A 21034-nucleotide genomic window follows, 5' to 3' on the forward strand; every position below is an offset into this window, starting at 1 on the left:
AAATTCTAAGAAAAACAGCGTAAACAAGAGAAAACGTTAGTATATAGAGGGAGTATAAATTTTTTGGCAGCAATTAACTCCTACACATAAACAGCCACGTCCAGCTCCAGCGCCCAGGGACTAGCGAGACTTCCTTCACCTCCGTACGATAAGTCAACATCGACTCTCTCCGTCGTCGTGTTTCCTTTATCTCCTACGCCTCATTCCAGTCCGTACGTCCCTAAACGGGCGCTTGCGCTTTTGTTCAAAGATAAGAAAGTATAAAAAATTGGCTCTACCACAGCGTTTGTCGCTGTGGTATTTTAAATATATGGAGAAAAATATTTTGAAACAAATCTTCTTTGGTAAACATCAACATTGGGATTCATTTAAAAAGAAACATGGGGCTAAAATCCGTCCAGTCGTCATCAAGGAGGTAGAAAAATTTCGTGACTGTGGAGATCTCAAAAAAGGGTTTAAACTCTATGTTTGTGAAGGATGCCATGATGTCCGGCATGTACCTTTTCGATATAAAGGTCGTTTTTGTACGACCTGTTCAGTTGGAGAAGGTGAAGAATGGAGTCGCATTCTTACAAAAGACGCCCTACAAGTAAATCATCGACATGTGATTTTTACGATCGATGAAAATTTACGGGAGATATTCCTATGACATCGGGAACTGTTGAAACCACTTATGGATGAGGGAGCAAAGTTAATTACGGAGTATTTTCAAAAGAAAGCAAAGGTGACCCCAGGGATTATAGCGGGTTTACATACATTTGGATCAAGAGTAAATTTCAACCAGCATGTCCATATGTTAGTGACCATGGGTGGGGTAACAAAGAAAGGAGAATGGAAAGCATACGACTTTATACCGTTTCAGATGCTTCGGAAACAATGGCAAGCAGTGGTATTGAATTTCATTCGTAAACACCTATCGAAAAACGAAAAGAAAAGAATTCAACCAAGATTACAAAAGGCATTCTCCAATAATAGGGAAGGCTTCTATGTGTATGCCCCAAAGCAAAGAGGAAAAGTAAAGGACCAACTTAGCTATATTGCCCGTTATATCCGTCGACCAGCGATTGGAATTAATCGAATCGAGGAATATGATGGGCAACATGTGACGTTTAAATATATCGATAAAGTGGATGGAAAAGAAAAGCATGAAACCGTTACAGCAGAAGAGTTTATCATTCGGTTAATTCGCCATATTCCCGATGAGCAATTCAAAACGATTCGTCACTACGGGATGTACTCTAGAAGAAGTAAAAACTTAAGTAGAAAACTATTAGCCACATGGCAACAAGGAACAAAACGCTGGATATTAAAAGTAAAGAAGACCTTACGCCACCAAACCTGGAGAAAGCGTATTATTATTTCTAGTGGTCAAAAAGATCCCCTGGTGTGCCCACATTTGTGATAATTACTATGAATATAAGGGAGAAGTGTGCCTTGAGAATGGGAGATTAGAAATAAAAATTGTATTAACGAAAGAAGCAAGGAATTATTTAGAAAGGGTGATTCATTATCTCGCACAGGCGAACAAACAAAAAAAAAGAAAGAAGAAAAAAGGAACCGATCACTTACGTCTAAAGAAGACACACGTGAATTATCATTGTTTGATGTGTCGTGAAGAAGAAAAGATACCGTATGAAGTTGGGGAAGAATTTGATTTGATGGATGGTGGTGATCAACTACTCTACCAAGATTTAGCTGTGAAAAATGTGGAGGAGAGATGTATCCAGAGTATTATAAAGGAATACATGGACAGGAATACAAACTATCGGATGTTCTCTAGTCTCGAAAGGTAGAAAAGGACCGGGCTGAACTTTGGCCGGTTTTTCTTAGTACGTAGAGGGTTTCCGCTAATACTGTAAACATGGAAAACAAAAAAAGCTTGCAGAAAGTCATCTCTGCAAGCTGAATTGCTTTTAAAGGTTGGTATATTCATTTCTTACTATTCATCTTCTGCAAAACGAAGCAAATCGCCGTAAATTAGCGCATCCGAATAACCTAATTCTTTTTCGACCTGTTCCTGTATTGGGGCACAACTACTTTCAGTATCAGCCTCATCTATAATTGGTTCTCCAGTTTCCCGATCGTAACATATACCACTGGTGGCTATATAGTCATCACTGATAAAATCACCATTTCGTAAGGCAATATAGCCCTTCCTGTCATCTGAGAAGATATTATTGCCGAAATTAAAACTATCATTCTCAGAATCAATGCCTAAAAGGTTCATTAAAGTCGGTTTCATATCAATATGACCGGTAACCTCGGACCTAATTTCTCCTTCCCCATGCCCAGGTATATGCACAAATAATGGAACTCGTTCTAATTGCACCTGGTCATACGGTGTAATTTCTTCCTTATCTAAATACATGCTCATTGCGGTGTTATGATTTGCACTGATACCAATATGGTCACCCATGATTATAATGATGGAATCCTCATATAATCCTGCTTGTTTTAAATGAACAAAGAAGTCCTCAATTGCCTCATCCATATATCTTACTGCTGGAAAGTAGTTATTTAATGTATTTGAATTTGAATGATAAGGTTCGATTGACTGATCTTCCTCATCCAATTCAAAAGGAAAGTGATTCGTCAAGGTGATGAATTTAGCATAGAATGGTTCTTCCATTGATTGTAAATACTTTATGGATTGTTCAAAGAAAGGTTTGTCCTTCAATCCCCAGCCAACTGAATTTTCTTCTGTCACTTGGTAAGATTCTTCACCGTAATTTCCGTTAAAGCCTAAACTACTATACATCTGTTCACGATTCCAAAAGCTCATGTTATTAGCATGCAAAACAGAGGACGTATATCCTTCCCTTTCTAATATTTCCGGTAGTGCCTGGTGGTAAGTGTTTCCTCCGTGTGTAAAGAAAACTGCCCCTCGTGATAAAGGATACATGGATGTTTCGACAAGAAACTCAGAATCGGATGTCTTACCTTGTTCCGTCTGATCATAAAAGTTTTCAAAGTAGTACGTGTCCTCATCTTCTGTAAGACTATTTAAAAAGGGAGTGACTTCCTGACCATTCATTTCATTGTTTATAACGAAACTTTGAAGTGATTCTGCGTTTATATAAATAACATTCCTACCTTCAGCTACACCAAACATCTCTTGATTATTATCTGTTTTTATATTTTCTTTGATAAAATTTTCAATTTCGGGTAATTCGTTACCATCTGCAAAAACACGCTGTGTTTCTGTTTTTGATTGCATGACAATATCATAGATGTGGAAATTAAACAAACCTATATTTTTAACTAAATATTCACGATCAAATCCACGTGTGAATAATTGTGGTCTTTCCATTTCTGCAAGAAAGAAGTTCCCTGCAAGAAGTGCAAAAGATATAGCCAGTGCGAATACTTTTCCGTTTCTTGGATAATCTACTGTCATCTTCTCCGGTTTCTTTTTACTTAGATACCAGATGATCACGACATCCATAAAGAGTAATATGTCGGATGGGTTGATTAAGGTTAAAATACTTGATCCTAGATCAGACATGTTACTTCCTTGGAATAACTGCGGTATCGTTATAAAATCCGTAAAAGATCGGTAGAATACGAGATTTGCAAAAACAATCAATGTTCCAAGCAAAGCAGTATATCGTAAAAATTTCATCTGTCTGGAATGCTGATTAAACCAGACGCTTAACGCAAAGATCAGAAAAGCAGAGACGAAAGGATTAATGAATAATATTAATTCCTGCATCTTATTTTCCAAATCTATATTAAACATAAAGCGATAGACGAGGTAGGTTTTAAAGCCAAATAGCAAAGTTGCTATGATATACAAAGGCATGTTGGTATGTTTCAATTTCATGTTCATTTCCTCCTTAAACTATCTGGATAGTACCAAACCATTACAGTTCATAAATGTTGCTTCTTGATTATGCTTGTTTTTAAACGGAATGTAAAGTTTACTGTAATTTTAGATACGGGTTGGAAGATGAAAAGGTTTCAATTTGAACTAAGCTTAGTAGTTCGCTAAAAGATCAGATGGACCGTCATCTTCCAGTTGGAAAGATGACAGACCCTTCCCGATTAAGGTAAGACTGTGCATACCTCTGGTCATCGCTACATAGAGAAGTTTCAGGTCAATGTCATGTTGTCCATATACCTCATCAAAGGCAACCAGCTGAACAGCATCAAACTCTAGTCCCTTAGCCAGATAAGATGGGACAATTACAACATTACTTTTCAGTTCATCATTTTCTTTTAGAAATTGAATATCAATATCTCCCTGTTTTTTTAATCCTTTGTAGACCCACGTGCACTCTTTTTCTGTTTTGCCGATGACGGCAATGGAAGCAAACTCACCGGCCTGCAGTTCTCTTATATTCCTTACTAATTTATTTACTGCCTCCTGCTTTGTCTCAATCAAAAATAGGACAGGTTGTTCGCCATGTCGAACAACCGGCTCTGCAACAGGCTGTTCATTTTTTAGTTTTCCTAATATATGGTTAGCTAAATCCATAATCTCTATCGTTGTTCGATAGCTTTTTTGAAGTGTTAGATAGTTTGCCTTGGGAAGGGCATGGCGGATGAGAGTATCCCAATTATTAGTACCACGATAGGAGTGTATACCTTGAGACAAATCACCCAAAATGGTAAATAAATCTGTTTCGCAAGCCTTTCGCAGTGCTCTTATCTGAAAAAGATTATAGTCCTGTCCTTCATCGATGACAATATTGCCCATTTTTAGATCATTGGGAATGCCTTCTAAGTAAGTTTGCAGAAAAAGCATGGGTGCCAAATCTTCCATCTCATATGCATGTTGATCAAATAGTTTAGTTGCGTGTGAGATAATGTGGGTTATTTCTTCGTTTGTCAGGTCATCTTCTGCGTACTTATGAAGCAATTCAAAATTGGTCAGCAACTCTTTGTAATAGTCGATTGCATTTTTATTAGGGAATAGTTTCATGTAATTTGTGATAACACGTCTTGTAATGGCTTTTACTTCTTCGGTTTTTTGTTCTTTGCTATCGAGAAGGTTTACCATTTTCTTTCTTCTCTCATCTGGATCTTTATAGCGAGCAAGGATAACATCATATTTTTCTTCAAATTTTTCCTCAATCACCTCTAAGATTCTCTTTTTTCTATCCATAAAATTTGCTTTCAGTAAATTATTAATTTTTTCCTTTCTTTTAACGTATGGTAAGTAGCGATAATCCTTGATGAATAGTCTTTTTAATTTCTTTCCACTATACAATCGGAATTTGCCGATATAGACATCTTGCTCGGGGACATAGTGATTCCGAATATCTTTCAAATATCGTTTTAAGATCGTTTCAAACAGAAGAGAACCCTTGAACTCGGAAATCGAGCGAATGCTATCTTTATTACTGGTTAATGGGTCGATCAGTAATTTAAGCTTTTCATTCGAATCAATTACTTTTAATTTCTTGCCTAAACATTCACTTACGTAGTCCGTATATGTTGTTTGCTTAATTTTTTCTACACCTAGTTCCGGTAAAGATTCAGAAATGTAGTTGATAAACATTTTACTTGGCGCAAGAATCATCATTTGATCGGGTGTGATTTTATCAGCATAGGTATAGATGAAATAAGACAACCGATGAAGGGCGATGGTTGTTTTTCCACTTCCGGCTACCCCCTGTACAATCATTGGTTTTTGCAAATCGGCACGGATGACTTTATTCTGTTCTTCCTGAATCGTGGCGATAATGTCATTTAAGCGTTTATCTGCTTTCTCCGACAGGGATTTCTGCAGGAGTTCATCTCGTGTGGTAATGTCTATGTCCCTTATTTCCTCAAGATTCCCTTCTTCGATAACATACTGGCGTTTTAGTTCGAGGTCGCCTTTATGTTCACCTTCCACAGAATGATAGGATACTTCTCCCAACCTTCCTTCATAATAAACATTGGCAACTGGAGATCTCCAATCGACGATAATTGGTTCCTCATTATCTTTCCGGTAGAGGGATACTTTGCCAATATAGTATTTTTCAACATGATCAGAACCATGACGCCTAAAGTCGATCCGGCCAAAGTATGGTTTGTCCTTTATGTTAAGCAGGTTTCTTATATCTCCTTGAATCATTTCCAACAGACGGGCGTTCGTAAGGATATTGATATAGCTTAAGCTGCTGTCAAGATAATCCAGATTAACATATGCATCTTTGATATTATCTTTATAGTTGGCCTGTGCTGAGCCGGCAACTTCCAATATCGATTGGATATATTTCTTCGTATAGTCTAATCGACCTTTTTCCACGTGGTATGCTGGATGATTGTGCACTTCGCTCAATGGTTCTGCTCCTTTCTCTTTTTCTCCATCTCAATTTTCCCTCGTTCTTCCAGGATAATTAGTTGCGGTATATATTTCTTCATCTTGTCGATATTATCTGTTCCTTTTAGTTCCTTCGATAATCGTTTATACTTTATCTGATCTTCCTTTGATAAGCCTTCTAGAAATTCTTCCATGTTAATCCCCTTATAAAAAAGTTTTTGACAACTAATTATAATATAATATAATATAACAGAGTATATTCTACATTGTATATGATATAATTGTCTCGAATAAGATATATTTAAGGGTAATTTAACGGCTGAGCGGTGATAATTGATGGAAAAACGGGACTAGAAATGATAGTACCTTGATTGAGCCGATAAGCTACAATGGTGGACAAGGATTCGATATTTTGGATTTTTATAATGTTTAGTAGTAAAATGTAGTTGATAACCAAAAATTTACAGTTATCCCTCGAACTTCTCTACACATACTATTGGTACTTGTGGAGGGATGGTATAGAATGACTAAGATTACTTATGCACAGACATGGTTTGGAAATATAAAAGGGGATATACTACCCGGTCTAGTCGTGGCTCTTGCTTTAATACCCGAAGCGATCGCTTTTTCCATCATTGTTGGGGTTGACCCTATGGTCGGTCTATATGCTTCTTTTACTATATGTGTAGTTATTGCATTTGTTGGTGGAAGGCCGGGGATGATTTCAGGTGCCACTGGAGCGATGGCATTATTATTTGTTGACTTAGTTGCTGGGTATGGACTTCAATATTTATTGGCTACGACGATATTAACAGGTATAATTCAAGTTATATTCGGTATATTTAAGTTAGCAAGGTATATGAAGTTTATTCCGCGTTCCGTTATGGTCGGATTTGTAAACGCTTTAGCTATCATGATTTTTCTCCCACAGCTTCAGCATTTTGTTGGAGAATCCTGGGTAATGTACCTTCTGGTAGCGGTAACTTTGTTAATTATATATCTGTTTCCGTATATCTCTAAAACCATCCCATCTACCTTAATTGCATTGGTGGTGGTAACATCAATTGCGATTTTTATGAACGTTCAAGTTCGCAGTGTGGGGGATATCGGCTCTATCTCACAGACCTTGCCGATATTCCTGGTTCCGGAAATCCCAATCAATTTGGAAACGCTGTCAATTATCTTCCCTTATGCCTTGGCCTTAGCTATCGTAGGTTTGCTGGAATCTTTGTTGACGGCTTCTATTGTGGATGATTCTACCGGAACAGAAAGTGATAAGAATGTTGAAAGCAGGGGACAGGGAATAGCAAATATCATAACTGGATTTTTTGGCGGAATGGCGGGTTGTGCGATGATCGGGCAATCAGTAATTAATATAAAGTCGGGTGGAAAGGGAAGGGTTTCTTCATTAGTAGCTGGTATATTTCTTATGCTATTAATTGTGATACTCGGTAATATTGTAGTTCAAATCCCCATGGCTGCTTTGGCGGGAATTATGATCATGGTTGCAATCAGTACATTTGATTGGAATTCCATTCGAACGATCCATTTGGTGCCAAGAAGTGATGCAGTTGTAATGATTGTAACAGTATTATCGGTAGTCCTTACGCATAATTTAGCGATAGGCGTTTTTACGGGAATCATATTAAGTTCCATCTTCTTTGTTTCTAAAATATCACGCGTCCATGTGGAAAGTGCTGTCGAAGGGAATAAAAGAATATATAAGATTCGAGGAGAACTGTTTTTTGCATCTGTTACAGAATTGCTCCCTAAATTTAATTACGAAGAAGATGGTATTGAGGAAGTGGAGATAAACTTAAGCCATTCCCACATTTGGGATGATTCTGCGTTTGTTGCGGTAGAGAAAATTGTAACCAGGTTTAGAGAAAACGGTAAACAGGTAGCAGTAAAAGGTATGAATGAGGCAAGTACTGAATTGGTGGGTAAGTTACGAAATAAACTGGGATCACATTAATGAGGGGGGAATCAACGTGTATAAAAATATTTTACTTGCTACAGACGGATCGGAACATTCAAAACGGGCATTGGAAAATGCAATCCATATAGCTAAATGCACTACTGGATCCAAAGTTGATGTTGTTTATGTGATAGATGCCAGCAAGGCAAAATCAGATGTACTGAATAATTGGAATTCCTTCGATGTAAATGATTCGCGAATGAAACAACTCAAAAATGCCGAAAGACTGGCGAAGGAAGCAGGAGTATCTTTCGAAATAAAAATTTTACATGGTGAACCCGGTCCTACCATTGTAGAATATGCAAATGAAAATAAAACAGATGTAGTCATTATTGGAAGTAGAGGACTAAATGGATTACAGGAATTTATGCTGGGTAGTGTAAGTCATAAGGTAGCGAAACGGGCAAATTGCCCCGTACTGATTGTGAAATAAACTTAACAGGAAAGCTAACTGGTCTAAAAATCCGGTTAGCTTTTTTGGTGGGCATTAAACTACATAGAAATAACCCGATTCATCCTTTTATTTCAAAAAAGATCTGATTATATCCAGTTATAATTAGATATAACTATTTATGTTTATTAAATTTATGTTATAATCAATCTTGTTTAAGACCAAATTAATAGTTAAGCGGTGGGAATAGTGTTAAAAGATACAGGAGAAAGAGTAATACCAGAAAAGATGAAAATTACGAATGGATTATTGCTAGAGCACATTGCGAGGTATCATTTCGCTTCTGAGTATGTTCAGGGTCGCGTTCTTGATTTTGCCAGTGGTTCTGGTTATGGCAGCCATATTATCGCAAAGTTGTGCAAAAACAGGATACAAGAAGTTATAGGCATCGATAATGAAAAAGAAGCTGTCGATTATGCCAAATTGACTTATTATCACCCTCTTTCAACTTACCTTAAGGGAGATGTGACTGATCCCGGTTTACCTGAGAAGTTGGGGACATTTGATACCATTCTCAGTTTTGAGACGATCGAGCACGTAAGAGATGAAGAGCGATTTTTATCCAACATATATAAGATGCTAAAGCCTGGAGGCACCTTAATTCTCTCCACTCCCTTTGGGAAGGGGAGAGGAAAACCATGTGGTTCTCCATTTCATATTCATCAATTGACAGTTAAGGAATTTAAAAATCTGTTTACTGGGTTTTCCTATACCACAACTTCCTTTTTCTTTCAGAAAGGTGTATTAATTGAACCGGCTATTCCTGACACAAATAAACACTATCCACTCGGTATAGCAGTCTGTCGAAAATGAAAGCTCTATTACATAAAGAAAGGGTTAGGAGATTGAAAATATACACATTGTGTATGAACTGTAATGGAACCGGTAAGGTAGAGAAAAAGTTTTGGATATGGAATTACCACAGAAAATGCTCATTATGTAAAGGGGAAGGGAAAAAACAAGGGAAATTAACATGGGGTGATTAAGAGTGACCAAAAAGGAAAAATGGTTTGCGATAATGCTGCCGAAAGATGCTAATCGATTTCATCAAAGGCAGAAAAGAGCCGAAAAGATACTAAAAGCAGTGGTAAACAAACAGCGAAGAACTCAAATTGAAGCGATACTTCAATTTGCGATTTTTAACAATTTAACTGTAGAAATTCAACATTTTAGCTCACCTGACTTTATCACCACAATAGGAACATTGTACAAGATTGATTTGGCAGAAGGAACACTGCAATTAGAAGACAGAACAGAAATTGCTCTTAACCATATCCTGGATATTTATGTAGACTAATCGTTTATATAGATTCCCAATAATGTGCTACATATGCCATAGCAGTTATTCTTTAAATGGTTTTAATTGTTCAATTATCCGCAATCCGATTACTGTTAGGTTTCATACAATAATTGTTCTTGATATTGACAAAATGATCGAGGGAGACTTGGTTGCATCTAAAAAAATACAATAATTCATATTTTGCCACTAATGAAAGTTATCAATATGCTGCAGTTTGTATTGCAATTATCGCAAAGCAATCAATTGAGTTATTGGTTAACTATGAGTCGTCACTTCATTATGTCTCTGAACGGTGGAAACAGTTATTTGCAGAAAGTGAAGGAAAAGACAAAAAGGTTTATTCCCTGCTTCCGTTGAATTTTTAGTCGATTTGCATTCTATGGTCAATACGTACAGGAAGGTCGAAACCATGGATGAAGTAAAGAAAAAGACATTTTAAGGTACTGTCCTTACCCATGTAGATGGAGAAGTTCCTAATTTGACTGTTGATTTTGATGGGAGTGGCTCCATGTTGTCAACCAGGAGTAAAGGTTTACAAGAAGAATATGTTTACATTACTTGGTAAACCGGGATATGAAGAACAAAAGCGCACCCGCCCTTGTTGGCGACGTACGGACTGGAATGAGGCGTAGGAGATAAAGAAACACGGCGACCGTAAGGATCCGAGGTTGACTTTTAGTACGAAGGTGAGGGAAGTCTCACTAGTCGCTGGGTGTTGGATCTGGACGTGGCTATTCCGGTAACTAAGTTATCCACAGCATTTAAATTTTATAGTTTCCTAAGAAACAAGAAACGGGTGTGCTTTTGAAAAAACTAAATAAATAAGGTTTTATCTGTAACTATAGGAGGAGTAGATGAATGATTGACAGGCATGTAAGTTATGATATGGAAATGACTGTTAATTGGGGAGATTGTGATGCGGCGGGTATTTCGTATTATGCTAAGAATTTTGAATGGTATACGAATAGCTACATGCAACTTCTTGCTCATTACAGATTTCCTTATATGGAAACATTCCATAACCATGGGATAAATCTTGTATGTTTGAAGGCCGATAGTACATATAAAAAAATGGTGCGCCCATTAGAAAATATTATTGTTCGTTCCTCTATTACATTACTAGCGCGTACAAGGATGGAATTTGCGTATCAAATTATTAAAGAGAACGGGGAAATAGCGGCAGAAGGATATACATCCCATGCTTATGTTAATAATGAAGGGGTTCCTATGAATCTAGAAAAAAGTTTCCCAACTCTATGGGGAAAATTAAGTAATTTGGGCAAGCAGAGGTGAGGGTAAACATGTATAAAGACCGTATTGCAATTACAGGAATGGGGGCAATTACTCCGATTGGTTTGGACGTATCCTCCTATTGGAATAATTTAATTCTTAATAAGATTGGGGTGGGCCATATTCAGCGTTTTGATCCAAGTGAGTTACCGGTGAAGATCGCAGCCGAAGTGAAAGATTTTTCTCCCGCTGATTTCTTACCGAAAAAGCTTGTTAGAAATACAGATATTTTCATGCAGTTTGCTTTAATTGCTACTCAAGAAGCATTGGCTGACAGTAATATCCATGTGCAATCAGATCGAATTGGAATTGTTGTTGGATCAGCCCTAGGTGGGATTTCCACTGTGACTAGTACACAAGAGCAGATAACGAAGTGTAATAGTTATCGATTAAGTCCACATATTGTCCCAAAGATGTTAGGGAATATTGCTGCTGCTCAAATAGCGATAATCCATGGGATACAAGGACCAAGTTTGACGGTGAACACAGCATGTTCTGCTGGGGCAGATGCAATAGGTATGGCCTCCATGTTAATAAAATCTGGACAGGCAGATGCTGTTGTGGCCGTTGGGGCTGAGTCAATTCTTACTGGATTGATGGCTGCTGGTCTGTCCTCAGCACGGGCTCTTTCAACAAATAATAAGAGTCCAGAAAGGGCAAGTCGTCCGTTTGATTTAAACCGAGATGGATTTGTTATGGGAGAAGGTGGAGGAGCAGTTGTTCTGGAAAGATTAGATATTGCTATAGAACGTGAGGCAGATATTAAGGCGGAACTATTAGGTTATGCAAACAATACGGATGCATATCATGTTACATCTCCTGAACCTACTGGTCGTGGGGAAATAAGCTGTATGAAAAGAGCTTTACAACAGGCAGAATTAACGCCTTCACAAGTTGATTATATTAATGCACATGGTACAGCAACAAAGGTTGGGGATCAGGTTGAGACAACTGCACTGAAAGCAGTTTTCGGTGAATCCTTGGCAAAAGAAATTCCTGTTAGCTCAACAAAAGGTGCTACTGGGCATTTGATGGGAGCGGGTGGAGTGACAGAATTTATTGCTTGTATTCAAGCCATAAATGAAGGGGTTGCACCTCCAACGTTGAATTATGATAATCAAGATTCAGAGTGTGACCTCGATTACGTACCAAATCATTCTAGAAGAGTGGACATAAAGATAGCAATGTCTAATTCTTTCGGATTTGGTGGGCAGAACACATCATTAATAATTGGAGAATATAAACATTAAGAGTAAGAGAGGGAATGTATTATGGAGCAATTTACGTATGATACAACAATGTTTAGAGAAACGTTTGAACAAGAATTCACCTATATTAATGGTTTTTTACGTAATATACACAGATTTGCAGATTGTCCTGCAATGACATGTCCCATTCGTGAAAATACATGGACATATGCCGATTTAAACAAAGAAGTCAATCAATTAGCACATGCTCTTATAGAAGATAAGGTTGGAAAAAATGATGTCGTCATGTACCAACTCCTTAATTCGGCAGAATTTGTTTTTTGTTACTTAGCGCCACAAAAAATTGGAGCGATTAACAGTACTATTAATTTTCGTCTTTCTCCAGGAGAAACAGCATCGATTATTGATGATAGTAAGCCGAGTGTTTACATATATGATGCAGAAATTAAAGATACTGCAGAACAAGCCATAGCATTGGCAACACATCAACCGCAAAGAATCATTATGGCAGATATAACCGGTGAAATGGAAGCACCAGAAGGGCATGTCACTTTTTCAGAGTATGTTAACTATCACCCCGAAGAAGATCCGAAAGTAGACGTTCAAAGTCATATTTATGATGAGACAACAAGGCTTTATACATCAGGAACGACAGGAAAACCAAAAGGAGTTCCATTAAACAATATTAATGAGATTCTTTCTGCGCATGATGTTGCCATGCATTTTCCTCTGAGTCCTCAGGATAAGACAATGAATATGACACCATGGTTTCATCGTGGAGGAATACATTCAGGAGGCCCATGTCCAACTTTATATATTGGAGGAGAAATTGTGATTTTAAGACATTTTCATCCAAAGACATGTTTGGAATATGTAGAAAAGTATGGCATAACCTTCCTAATTGGGGTCCCATCGATTTTGCAAATGTTACATAAAGTGCAAAAGAGAAAGTCAGTTGACTTTTCTAACTTAAAAGGGATCATAACCATGGGTGCACCTTTGGAAAAAGAAGATTGCATTCAATTTCAGGAAACATTGACGCCGAATATTTTCAATGGCTATGGTACCTCAGAAGCTTTTTGGAATACTTTCCTACGACCTTATAATTTGCCACAAATGGCGGGGTCAGCAGGGAAAGCTTGTACGGATGATGATGTGGCAGTTGTAAAAGTATATCCAGATCGCAAGGCGGAACCAGATGACTTAGTAGAGAAAAATGGAGAAGAAGTTGGGGAGGTCATTGTAAAGGCGCCCGGAAAAACCACTTACACCTATTTGAATAATGAAGAAGAAAGTAAGAAGCGTTTTTACAAGGGATGGATTTATATTGGAGACATGGCTGCTTGGGATGAAAATGAGTTTGTCACGATAGTAGGTCGCAAAGATGATATGATCGTTTCATCTGGTGAAAATATTCATCCAGTCCAAGTGGAAGAGATTTTAAATCAACATCCAAAAGTAGCTGAGTCTGTCGTGGTTGGTGTTCAGGATGCTGTGAGAGGTGAATCTGTTGTGGCATATGTAGTTAAAAATGATCCTTCTCTTACCATTCAAGACTTGCACAAGTATTGCACCGATAGTCTGATGCTAGCTGATTATAAAAAGCCTCGTTTTTACAGATTTATTGAAGAACTGCCTTATACTGCCACAGGTAAGAAGAAGCATTTTATCATGAAAAGACAAGTAAAAAAGGATAAAGAACTTGGTTTATTAGAAAGAGGGTAATTTTTACATATTACAATAGATTATATTTCAGTTAGGAGAAACTATGATGAAACGTAGAGTAGTCCTAACGGGGAGTGGAGGTTGTTTCACCATTAGGCAATGATGTCGATACATTTTGGACAAGCAAGGATACCTGATGCCATATTCCCAATCATCATTGGAATTAAAAATGGGGACACGCATTTTGCTCCCTTTTCCATTACAGTTTGATGATTATCTAATAATGTCTGGAGCCTACCAATACCTGACCAATATAAATTCCCATTCGATCTTTATTCACATTATATTTAAAAGTGGATCAGAGGAGGGGGTTGAAACATGCTTGAAGTAACTACGACATAAAAAGGTATTACTTCATTAAAAAGTTAGCTTATTAACAAGACAAAATTTAAATTGGAGACTATATAATATGAAAACAAAAAATCATCAAGTAGCCATCTTTGCCCTCGGAGGGATGGGGGAAATCGGAAAAAACATGTACGGTGTACAATTTCAAGACGAGATTATTATTATTGATGCTGGAATAAAATTTCCCGAAGATGAACTATTGGGAATTGATTATGTTATTCCTGATTATACGTATTTAGTTAAGAATGTAGATAAAATTAAAGGGATTTTTATCACTCATGGTCACTTGGATCATATTGGTGGTCTTCCATATTTACTACGTGAAATTAACGTTCCAATATACGGTGGAAAGTTAGCATTAGGTTTAATTGGTAATGCATTAGAGGAACATGGCTTATTACGTCAAGCAGAGCTAAGAGAAATGAATGAAGATGAGATTGTGAAATTTCAAAAAACATCGATTTCATTTTTTAGAACGACACACAGTATTCCTGACTCCTATGGTATTGTCGTAAAGACACCAGCTGGAAAAATTGTTCATACCGGTGATTTTAAGTTTGATTTTACGCCAATTGGAGATCAAGCCAACTTGACAAAAATGGCTGAAATAGGAAAAGAAGGTGTTCTTTGCCTGTTATCAGATAGTACAAACAGTGAAGTTCCAGGATTCACAATGTCTGAACGCAAGATTAGCGAAAACATTGACCAGATTTTTCGTTCAGTCGAAGGAAGAATTATTTTTGCAACGTTTGCATCTAATATTTATCGACTACAACAAGCAGTAGATGCAGCGGTTAAATACGGTCGGAAAATTGCTGTTTTTGGCAGAAGCATGGATTCAGCGATAAATTTAGGTTCAGAGTTGGGATATATTAAAGCGCCTAAAGATACGTTTATTAAGCCATCAGAGTTAAATAAAATCCAAAAAAATAAAGTAGCCATTCTATGTACTGGTAGTCAAGGGGAACCAATGGCTGCCCTATCTCGAATTGCTTTTGGCAACCATCGCCAAGTTCAAGTTATTCCTGGGGACACAGTAATCATCTCTGCATCACCAATACCGGGTAATACGTTAAGCGTGAATAAAACGATTAATCAGCTGTATAGAGTAGGGGCAGAAGTTATCCACGGGCCATTAAATGATATTCATGCGTCAGGTCATGGTGGACAAGAAGAAATGAAGCTTATGCTTCGATTAATAAAACCGAAGTATTTCCTTCCAATCCATGGGGAATATCGTATGTTGAAACATCATGTTAAACTAGCTCAGGATTGTGGTGTTTTAGAAGAGAACTGCTTTATTATGGATAACGGTGAAGTGTTAGCACTAGATAAAACGGAAGGTGTTCTAGCCGGGAAAATTCCATCTGGTTCTGTATATATTGATGGAAGTGGCATTGGAGATATTGGAAACATAGTTATAAGAGATCGGCGAATTCTTTCACAAGAAGGACTTGTGATTGTCGTTGTCACCATAAACATGAAAGAATATAAGGTGACAGCTGGACCTGATATCATTTCTCGTGGATTTGTCTACATGCGTGAGTCTGGTGATTTAATTAATGAAGCTCAAGGAAAGGTAGCCGATTATCTGACTATCTTAATGGAAAGAAAAACAAAAAAATGGTCTGAAATTAAGCAGGAAATTTCAGACCTACTCACACCATTTTTATATGAAAAAACAAAGCGTAGGCCAATCATTCTCCCTATTATTATGGAAATCTAAACACATAAAAATCCGTCCTATTCATTCGTGGACGGATTTTTCATTAACTAATTAGTTTTAAAAACAAATAAATTATCTGTTGTCAGTTATTTTCTTTATCGAGATTGTTTTACTGCTTATGGAATTGGTTCCAAATAGCTTTTGAATGGCTATGTTGTTTGGGTATATAGGGATTGCAATGGACTAGACCGGATAAGTATAAATGTGATTTGGCCAAACTATTTTGGGTGAGGACATATCAGCAATGACGGTAATAGGCTCAACTCTAGGTCCACTAACTTTCAGAATAGGATATGATACTTCCAAAGCGATACACCAGTATTAATTGTCACATTACTATTTCCTGTTATTCAGGTTGTGTTTTCATTAATTGCCAAAAAGTCCCATAAATCTTAATTGGTCAAAACACATAATTAAACATAACATTGATTTAGGGGTTTCCAGTTAAATCCTATGGAAAATAATATAAAAGTAGAGACCTCACTAACATATGGGGTCTCTAAAAAATATTTAGATTCGCTCTCCATTTTTTTAGAATCTTCTTTTTTTATTCTTCAGTACCTTCCAATTTTAAATCCAGGAAACTTTCCTTCTTGTACTAATTTATATGTTGTCATCTCACTAAGTTGCAAGTATTCTGCTACTTGTAAAACGGTCAAAATTTTCTGCATAATATAAAATTCTTCCAAATCGTTAACTTATCCCTATCATACCACAATTGTTATCCAAGTTTTTAAAAAGCATAAGATAACTATCTCAATTATAAATAACTATGCTTAAATATAAATAACTATGTTCAAATATAAGGTTATGTAGATTTTGTGAAAAGTGGTAGATTAGTAGAGGATAATGAAGAATGGCGTAGTATGTATAACTTTTAAAATATTGGATATAAAGCTAACTGGGCTGGTTTGTACAAAAAGACATAATATTATTTGTTAGGAAATTCAATTAAGAAAAAAGTTATTTTTGAGGTCGTTATTTTATATATTGCTTGTGATTAATGTTTTCTCTATAGACGTAGTAAACTAGGGTGAAATTATTTTATTTAAAAATAAAATAGGAATATTTACATTTTCGCAGCTCTCTTGAATTTGTTAAAATTAGTCTGAACCAAATATAAGATAATTAAGGAGACGCTTTAATGGATTATCTAGAAGTTGCGAAAAAAAACAACTTAAATGTTATTGAAATAAGTATACTAGTTTACCTCAATCGTAAATTTCCACATGCAGCTTCTGTTGAAGAAATGATCACAAGTGAAAATGCAAATTGGCAGGTAAATAAAGGCATAAGTGGTTTAATTAATAAAGGTTTGATAAGTAAAGATAATAATAAATATAAAATCGAAAGAGATAAATTATATGATGTTATAATGTATTAAGAAAGGAATGTAGGTCTATTTATAGGATACTTCTAGTAGATGATTCAACTTTTATGCGTAAATGGATTAATAATATATTGCATGAGTCACATCGATACAATTATGTCTGTAATTGGTAATTTGTGCTGCGGAAAGTGTCACCGGATTATTAAATTTAATGAACCTGTTATCATTGGAGAACTTTATACTATAGCTCATCAACAGTGTTTTTATCTTTTAAATGAGTTTGAGATGGATCGAGGAAAATTTGGGTACATAGCTAATAAATATTTTAAATAGCCTTCCTTCATTAGATGGCTATTTTTGTGTACTGCATATTCAATTTATAACATTATCTACAACGTCAACTAGATTATTAAAGTTAGGCTTAATGATAAAATCTTTGGCACCTATGGATAAACATTCCTGTATAGATGAGGATTTTGCTAGCGAAGAACAAATAATAACTTTAACACCTGAAAATAAATGTACAAGGTGTCTTAAAGTTTGTACTCCATCCATATCATCCATGACTAGATCCATAATCACAATATCAGGTTGAAGTTCATTATATTTTAAAATAGCTTCTTGACCATTTGAAGCTTCTGCAATTACTTACCCCCCATAGATTAGCTATTCTACAGTATCATTGATACCGGCTTACTTAGAGTCTGGTAATATCCAAAAAAATCGTAGTTTACTGATATTCTAACAAACAGTTTAATAATGAATCTAGTTCCTGACTGCAGGTTATTGTCTCATCTGGGCTTAACCCACTTTTTTTTGCTATTTTTTCTTTTCTTGACTATTAATAACATAATGGCTTCTCTATTTGTATCACCTGGTGTTCTCAACATCTTCGCCCCTTTGCTTTCACCTTATATATAAATCACACCTAAGATCTATCGAAAAATGTATTTGGCAAGTAAAAAATGTATGAAATGGCATTTAAAATTGTATGCCCCTTGCCAGCCCCGATTATCCATGTAATAAAGATTCTTTGTAACGAAAACTGTCTCCTGTAAAAAGCAGTAAATGAGAATGGTGAATCAATCGATCAATGACTGCTTCGGTTAATATCGGATCTCCAAAGACGTGATTCCATTGACCAAACTGTAGATTAGTTGTTATAACTATACTTTTATTCTCATAACACATTGAAATAACCTGAAATAACAGCTCTGCGCCTTCTTTATGAAGTGGAATATATCCCAATTCGTCTAATACCAATAGATCGAGTTTTTCAATTTGTTTCATTAGCTTAGCTAACGATCCTTGCTGGTTCGCTTCAATCAATTTATTCACTAAAGATGCCACGGTATGAAACTTAACACGGCTGCCAAACCTATGTATGGCATTTAAGCTGATTAACGTCGCTAAATACGTTTTACCAGTACCAACTCCACCATACAGAATAAGATTCTCATTCTCGGTAATAAAATCTCCGTTAAGGACTGTCGTTCTGTTGATTCCTTGAGGAATCTGAATGTGCTCCCATTGATAGGCTTGATTACCTGTTTTTGGTAACTGCGCTTGATTAAGTAATAAATTTACTTTTCGCTCTTCACGATTCTGTATCTCCTTCTCAAATAACTTGAGAAGGTATTCTTGGTTATTGTCTGCTTCAATCTCATGATAGTTTTCTCTTATCCAACTTAATTTTAAGCGTTTGGCATATGCTTCTATCTGTTCATTCACCTAATGTTCCCTCCTTCTGAAAGAAGGAATCATAATGAGATAGTCCTCTAGTTATCTCCGGTACCTTAGGTATTGACAAATTTGGTTTAATTGTTGTGTGAGGTGTATTTTGATTAAGCAATGTATAAAAGCAATGTTTAATTTGATCAACACTAGGGTGCCCATGAGTAGAAGCTGTTTGTAAAGCTTCATTTAATAATGAAAAGTCATCATTCTTTAGGAGCTCTCCTAATAAACGCAAAGCACTTTTTTGTTCTTCCTCGGTACAATCAATCAAATAGTCAGACCATATGGCTGGAAATTGGTCATATAAGCTTGAATATTTCACGGCTCTCGGACGTTTTGACAATAGATCTAAGTATGGCTGCCAAATCATGGATTTTCTTCTAATACCATATAATCGTGAATGCTTTACTATCACTTCGTTATTGTCATTTAAGATAAGTACTGTGTTGTATGTAATACAAACGCTTACCTTCTGTTTTGCGAATCTTGGAGAAGTAGAGTACTGCTTTTTATCTATTGTCACCATCCCATATTTGTCCGCTTTTACATCTTGATAACGGGCACATTCAAACTCTTTTTCTGGAAGTACTAGCCAATTATCTTTATCTTCTTCATAGAGTTTAGCTTGAATAATATCTTTTTCATAATGGGGACGATTACGGTCTTCCTCAGCCAATTCCCACAATGTCAAATTAAATTGATTCAAGCCTAAAATTGTGTTCTCAGGTAATAAGAAGTTGTTCCTCACATATTTAACCATTGCTTCTACATGACCTTTTTCATTGCCTTTACCTGGATTACAGAATTCATACTCAAAACCATAGTGTAAAACAAATCTATCAAATGTGTCGGTTAAATCCCGTTCTCCTTTTGCACGTATCTTCTTAACAGCTGGTGATAAATTATCAAACCGAATTGTTTTAGGAACACCACCCATATGCTGAAACATTCGCTGTAAGCCTTCTAGTAAACACTCTGTATTTTCCGAAGGAAACACTTGAAAGTAAAAGCTATTACTGTAAGGGAAGGACATGACCAAATAAGGGAGGTCAATTACTTCTGACTGATATTTAAATGGCGCGGTCCCAAAGTCAACTTGGGCGGTACCGGGGAATGATTCAAGCGGTAACGCCGCATCCACCGTAGTTTCTTTTAATTCTTGTTTACGACGAGATACATAATCACGAACGGTACGGTAAGAACCTGTGAAACTATGAAACTTCTCCAACTGTTGAAACATTCTTTTTGCCGTTCTATGATATTTTCTTTTCTTTTTAAGATCCTCCTTAATCCACTTATCTAAAATTGGTTTAACGGGATCCATTACCGGTGATTTTCGTTTTTGTTTTTCTTTTCTTTTAAATTCATCTTGATTGGCATATTTATTAACCGTACGTGGGTCAACACCCATCTTTCTGCCAACGTTGGCATAAGTTTCTCCTTTTTGGTTTACCTCATGTCTGATATAATCAATCTGAGCCACTGCTAACATCTCCTCATATCCTCCTGTCGAACGTTGTTGGTCCAACGAGGAGTTTAAAGTTATTTGGAGGAGTTGGCAAGTGGTTTTTTTAATTTATGTACGGCCCTACGGGCCGTACATAAATTAAATGCCAATGCCAATGCCTACATTATTAGTTTGCCATAAACATCGAAAAAAGCATTCATATAGATATTTTTACCTAAAT

Annotated in this window: 17 protein-coding genes and 3 pseudogenes; 12 read left to right on the forward strand and 8 right to left on the reverse strand. The window is 36.5% G+C overall.

From position 1 onward, the window contains the following. The first annotated feature begins 310 nt into the window (after positions 1-310). Together A4245_RS21025 and A4245_RS21030 are read left to right on the forward strand one after the other, a co-directional pair. Positions 311-1615: pseudogene (locus tag A4245_RS21025) on the forward strand (IS91 family transposase). Then, complete coding sequence (locus A4245_RS21030; protein ID WP_456093722.1) at positions 1602-1793, forward strand: hypothetical protein; 192 nt, start codon at positions 1602-1604, stop codon at positions 1791-1793. Before A4245_RS21025 ends, A4245_RS21030 begins: the two are co-directional and overlap by 14 nt. A gap of 146 nt (positions 1794-1939) precedes the next feature. Here A4245_RS21030 and A4245_RS13545 read toward each other — a convergent pair whose 3' ends face one another. The 3 genes from A4245_RS13545 to A4245_RS13555 form a co-directional block, all read right to left on the reverse strand. Then, the gene (locus A4245_RS13545) at positions 1940-3823 is read right to left on the reverse strand and encodes an LTA synthase family protein (protein WP_067728807.1); all 1884 of its coding nucleotides are present in this window, start codon (positions 3821-3823) and stop codon (positions 1940-1942) included. 153 nt (positions 3824-3976) lie between these two features. Then, complete coding sequence (gene helD, locus A4245_RS13550; protein WP_234402420.1) at positions 3977-6262, reverse strand: RNA polymerase recycling motor HelD; 2286 nt, start codon at positions 6260-6262, stop codon at positions 3977-3979. A gap of 5 nt (positions 6263-6267) precedes the next feature. Continuing rightward, positions 6268-6447 (reverse strand): hypothetical protein, encoded by a 180-nt coding sequence (locus tag A4245_RS13555; protein ID WP_067728809.1) that lies wholly within the window; start codon positions 6445-6447, stop codon positions 6268-6270. 329 nt (positions 6448-6776) lie between these two features. Between A4245_RS13555 and A4245_RS13560 the strand changes: the two genes are divergently transcribed. The 9 genes and pseudogenes from A4245_RS13560 to rnjA all read left to right on the forward strand — a co-directional run bounded on the left by A4245_RS13560 (position 6777) and on the right by rnjA (position 16279). Then, entirely contained in the window at positions 6777-8228 is a 1452-nt protein-coding gene (locus A4245_RS13560) for a SulP family inorganic anion transporter (protein WP_067728811.1), read from the forward strand. 16 nt (positions 8229-8244) lie between these two features. Then, entirely contained in the window at positions 8245-8664 is a 420-nt protein-coding gene (locus tag A4245_RS13565) for a universal stress protein (RefSeq protein WP_067728813.1), read from the forward strand. Between the two features lie 207 nt (positions 8665-8871). Further along, positions 8872-9495 (forward strand): class I SAM-dependent methyltransferase, encoded by a 624-nt coding sequence (locus tag A4245_RS13570; RefSeq protein ID WP_067728815.1) that lies wholly within the window; start codon positions 8872-8874, stop codon positions 9493-9495. Between the two features lie 175 nt (positions 9496-9670). Beyond that, positions 9671-9979, forward strand: coding sequence for a YolD-like family protein (locus A4245_RS13575; RefSeq protein ID WP_067728816.1), 309 nt, complete (start codon positions 9671-9673; stop codon positions 9977-9979). Between the two features lie 118 nt (positions 9980-10097). Next, a pseudogene (locus A4245_RS20650) lies at positions 10098-10614 on the forward strand (glucose-6-phosphate isomerase); the annotation flags it as partial. 226 nt (positions 10615-10840) lie between these two features. Further along, the gene (locus A4245_RS13585) at positions 10841-11275 is read left to right on the forward strand and encodes an acyl-CoA thioesterase (protein ID WP_067728819.1); all 435 of its coding nucleotides are present in this window, start codon (positions 10841-10843) and stop codon (positions 11273-11275) included. An 8-nt stretch (positions 11276-11283) separates the two neighbouring features. Continuing rightward, positions 11284-12522 carry a beta-ketoacyl-ACP synthase II gene (gene fabF, locus A4245_RS13590; protein ID WP_067728821.1) on the forward strand — a complete coding sequence of 413 codons (1239 nt, stop codon included), beginning with the start codon at positions 11284-11286 and terminating at the stop codon, positions 12520-12522. A 21-nt stretch (positions 12523-12543) separates the two neighbouring features. Next, positions 12544-14205, forward strand: coding sequence for a class I adenylate-forming enzyme family protein (locus A4245_RS13595; protein WP_067728823.1), 1662 nt, complete (start codon positions 12544-12546; stop codon positions 14203-14205). Between the two features lie 409 nt (positions 14206-14614). Further along, entirely contained in the window at positions 14615-16279 is a 1665-nt protein-coding gene (gene rnjA, locus A4245_RS13605) for a ribonuclease J1 (RefSeq protein ID WP_067728826.1), read from the forward strand. Between the two features lie 557 nt (positions 16280-16836). On the opposite strand, the pseudogene A4245_RS13610 reads toward rnjA, so the two are convergent. Continuing rightward, positions 16837-16950, reverse strand: a pseudogene (locus A4245_RS13610) (helix-turn-helix transcriptional regulator); the annotation flags it as partial. 473 nt (positions 16951-17423) lie between these two features. Here A4245_RS13610 and A4245_RS13615 point away from each other — a divergent pair. Continuing rightward, complete coding sequence (locus A4245_RS13615) at positions 17424-17663, forward strand: hypothetical protein (protein ID WP_067728828.1); 240 nt, start codon at positions 17424-17426, stop codon at positions 17661-17663. Positions 17664-17981: 318 nt separating this feature from the next. Here A4245_RS13615 and A4245_RS20950 read toward each other — a convergent pair whose 3' ends face one another. The 4 genes from A4245_RS20950 to istA form a co-directional block, all read right to left on the reverse strand. Beyond that, positions 17982-18254 carry a response regulator gene (locus A4245_RS20950; RefSeq protein ID WP_084268803.1) on the reverse strand — a complete coding sequence of 91 codons (273 nt, stop codon included), beginning with the start codon at positions 18252-18254 and terminating at the stop codon, positions 17982-17984. Positions 18255-18339: 85 nt separating this feature from the next. Next, on the reverse strand, positions 18340-18432 hold the full coding sequence (locus A4245_RS20955; RefSeq protein WP_084268808.1) for an aspartyl-phosphate phosphatase Spo0E family protein: 93 nt from the start codon (positions 18430-18432) through the stop codon (positions 18340-18342). Positions 18433-18620: 188 nt separating this feature from the next. Continuing rightward, positions 18621-19340 carry an IS21-like element helper ATPase IstB gene (istB, locus tag A4245_RS13625; protein WP_067728832.1) on the reverse strand — a complete coding sequence of 240 codons (720 nt, stop codon included), beginning with the start codon at positions 19338-19340 and terminating at the stop codon, positions 18621-18623. Then, positions 19333-20838, reverse strand: a complete 1506-nt coding sequence (gene istA / locus A4245_RS13630; protein WP_067728834.1) for an IS21 family transposase — start codon at positions 20836-20838, stop codon at positions 19333-19335. Before istA ends, istB begins: the two co-directional genes overlap by 8 nt. Positions 20839-21034: the final 196 nt, after the last annotated feature.

Source organism: Oceanobacillus damuensis (assembly GCF_001618145.1).
Lineage (GTDB): Bacteria > Bacillota > Bacilli > Bacillales > Amphibacillaceae > Oceanobacillus > Oceanobacillus damuensis.

Coding starts and splice junctions, on each gene's coding strand:
- A4245_RS13545 (WP_067728807.1), bottom strand. CDS start 3,823: ATGAAATTGAAACATACCAACATGCCTTTGTATATCATAGCAACTTTG.
- A4245_RS13555 (WP_067728809.1), bottom strand. CDS start 6,447: ATGGAAGAATTTCTAGAAGGCTTATCAAAGGAAGATCAGATAAAGTAT.
- A4245_RS13560 (WP_067728811.1), top strand. CDS start 6,777: ATGACTAAGATTACTTATGCACAGACATGGTTTGGAAATATAAAAGGG.
- A4245_RS13585 (WP_067728819.1), top strand. CDS start 10,841: ATGATTGACAGGCATGTAAGTTATGATATGGAAATGACTGTTAATTGG.
- fabF (WP_067728821.1), top strand. CDS start 11,284: ATGTATAAAGACCGTATTGCAATTACAGGAATGGGGGCAATTACTCCG.
- A4245_RS13595 (WP_067728823.1), top strand. CDS start 12,544: ATGGAGCAATTTACGTATGATACAACAATGTTTAGAGAAACGTTTGAA.
- rnjA (WP_067728826.1), top strand. CDS start 14,615: ATGAAAACAAAAAATCATCAAGTAGCCATCTTTGCCCTCGGAGGGATG.
- A4245_RS13615 (WP_067728828.1), top strand. CDS start 17,424: ATGGATTATCTAGAAGTTGCGAAAAAAAACAACTTAAATGTTATTGAA.
- istA (WP_067728834.1), bottom strand. CDS start 20,838: ATGTTAGCAGTGGCTCAGATTGATTATATCAGACATGAGGTAAACCAA.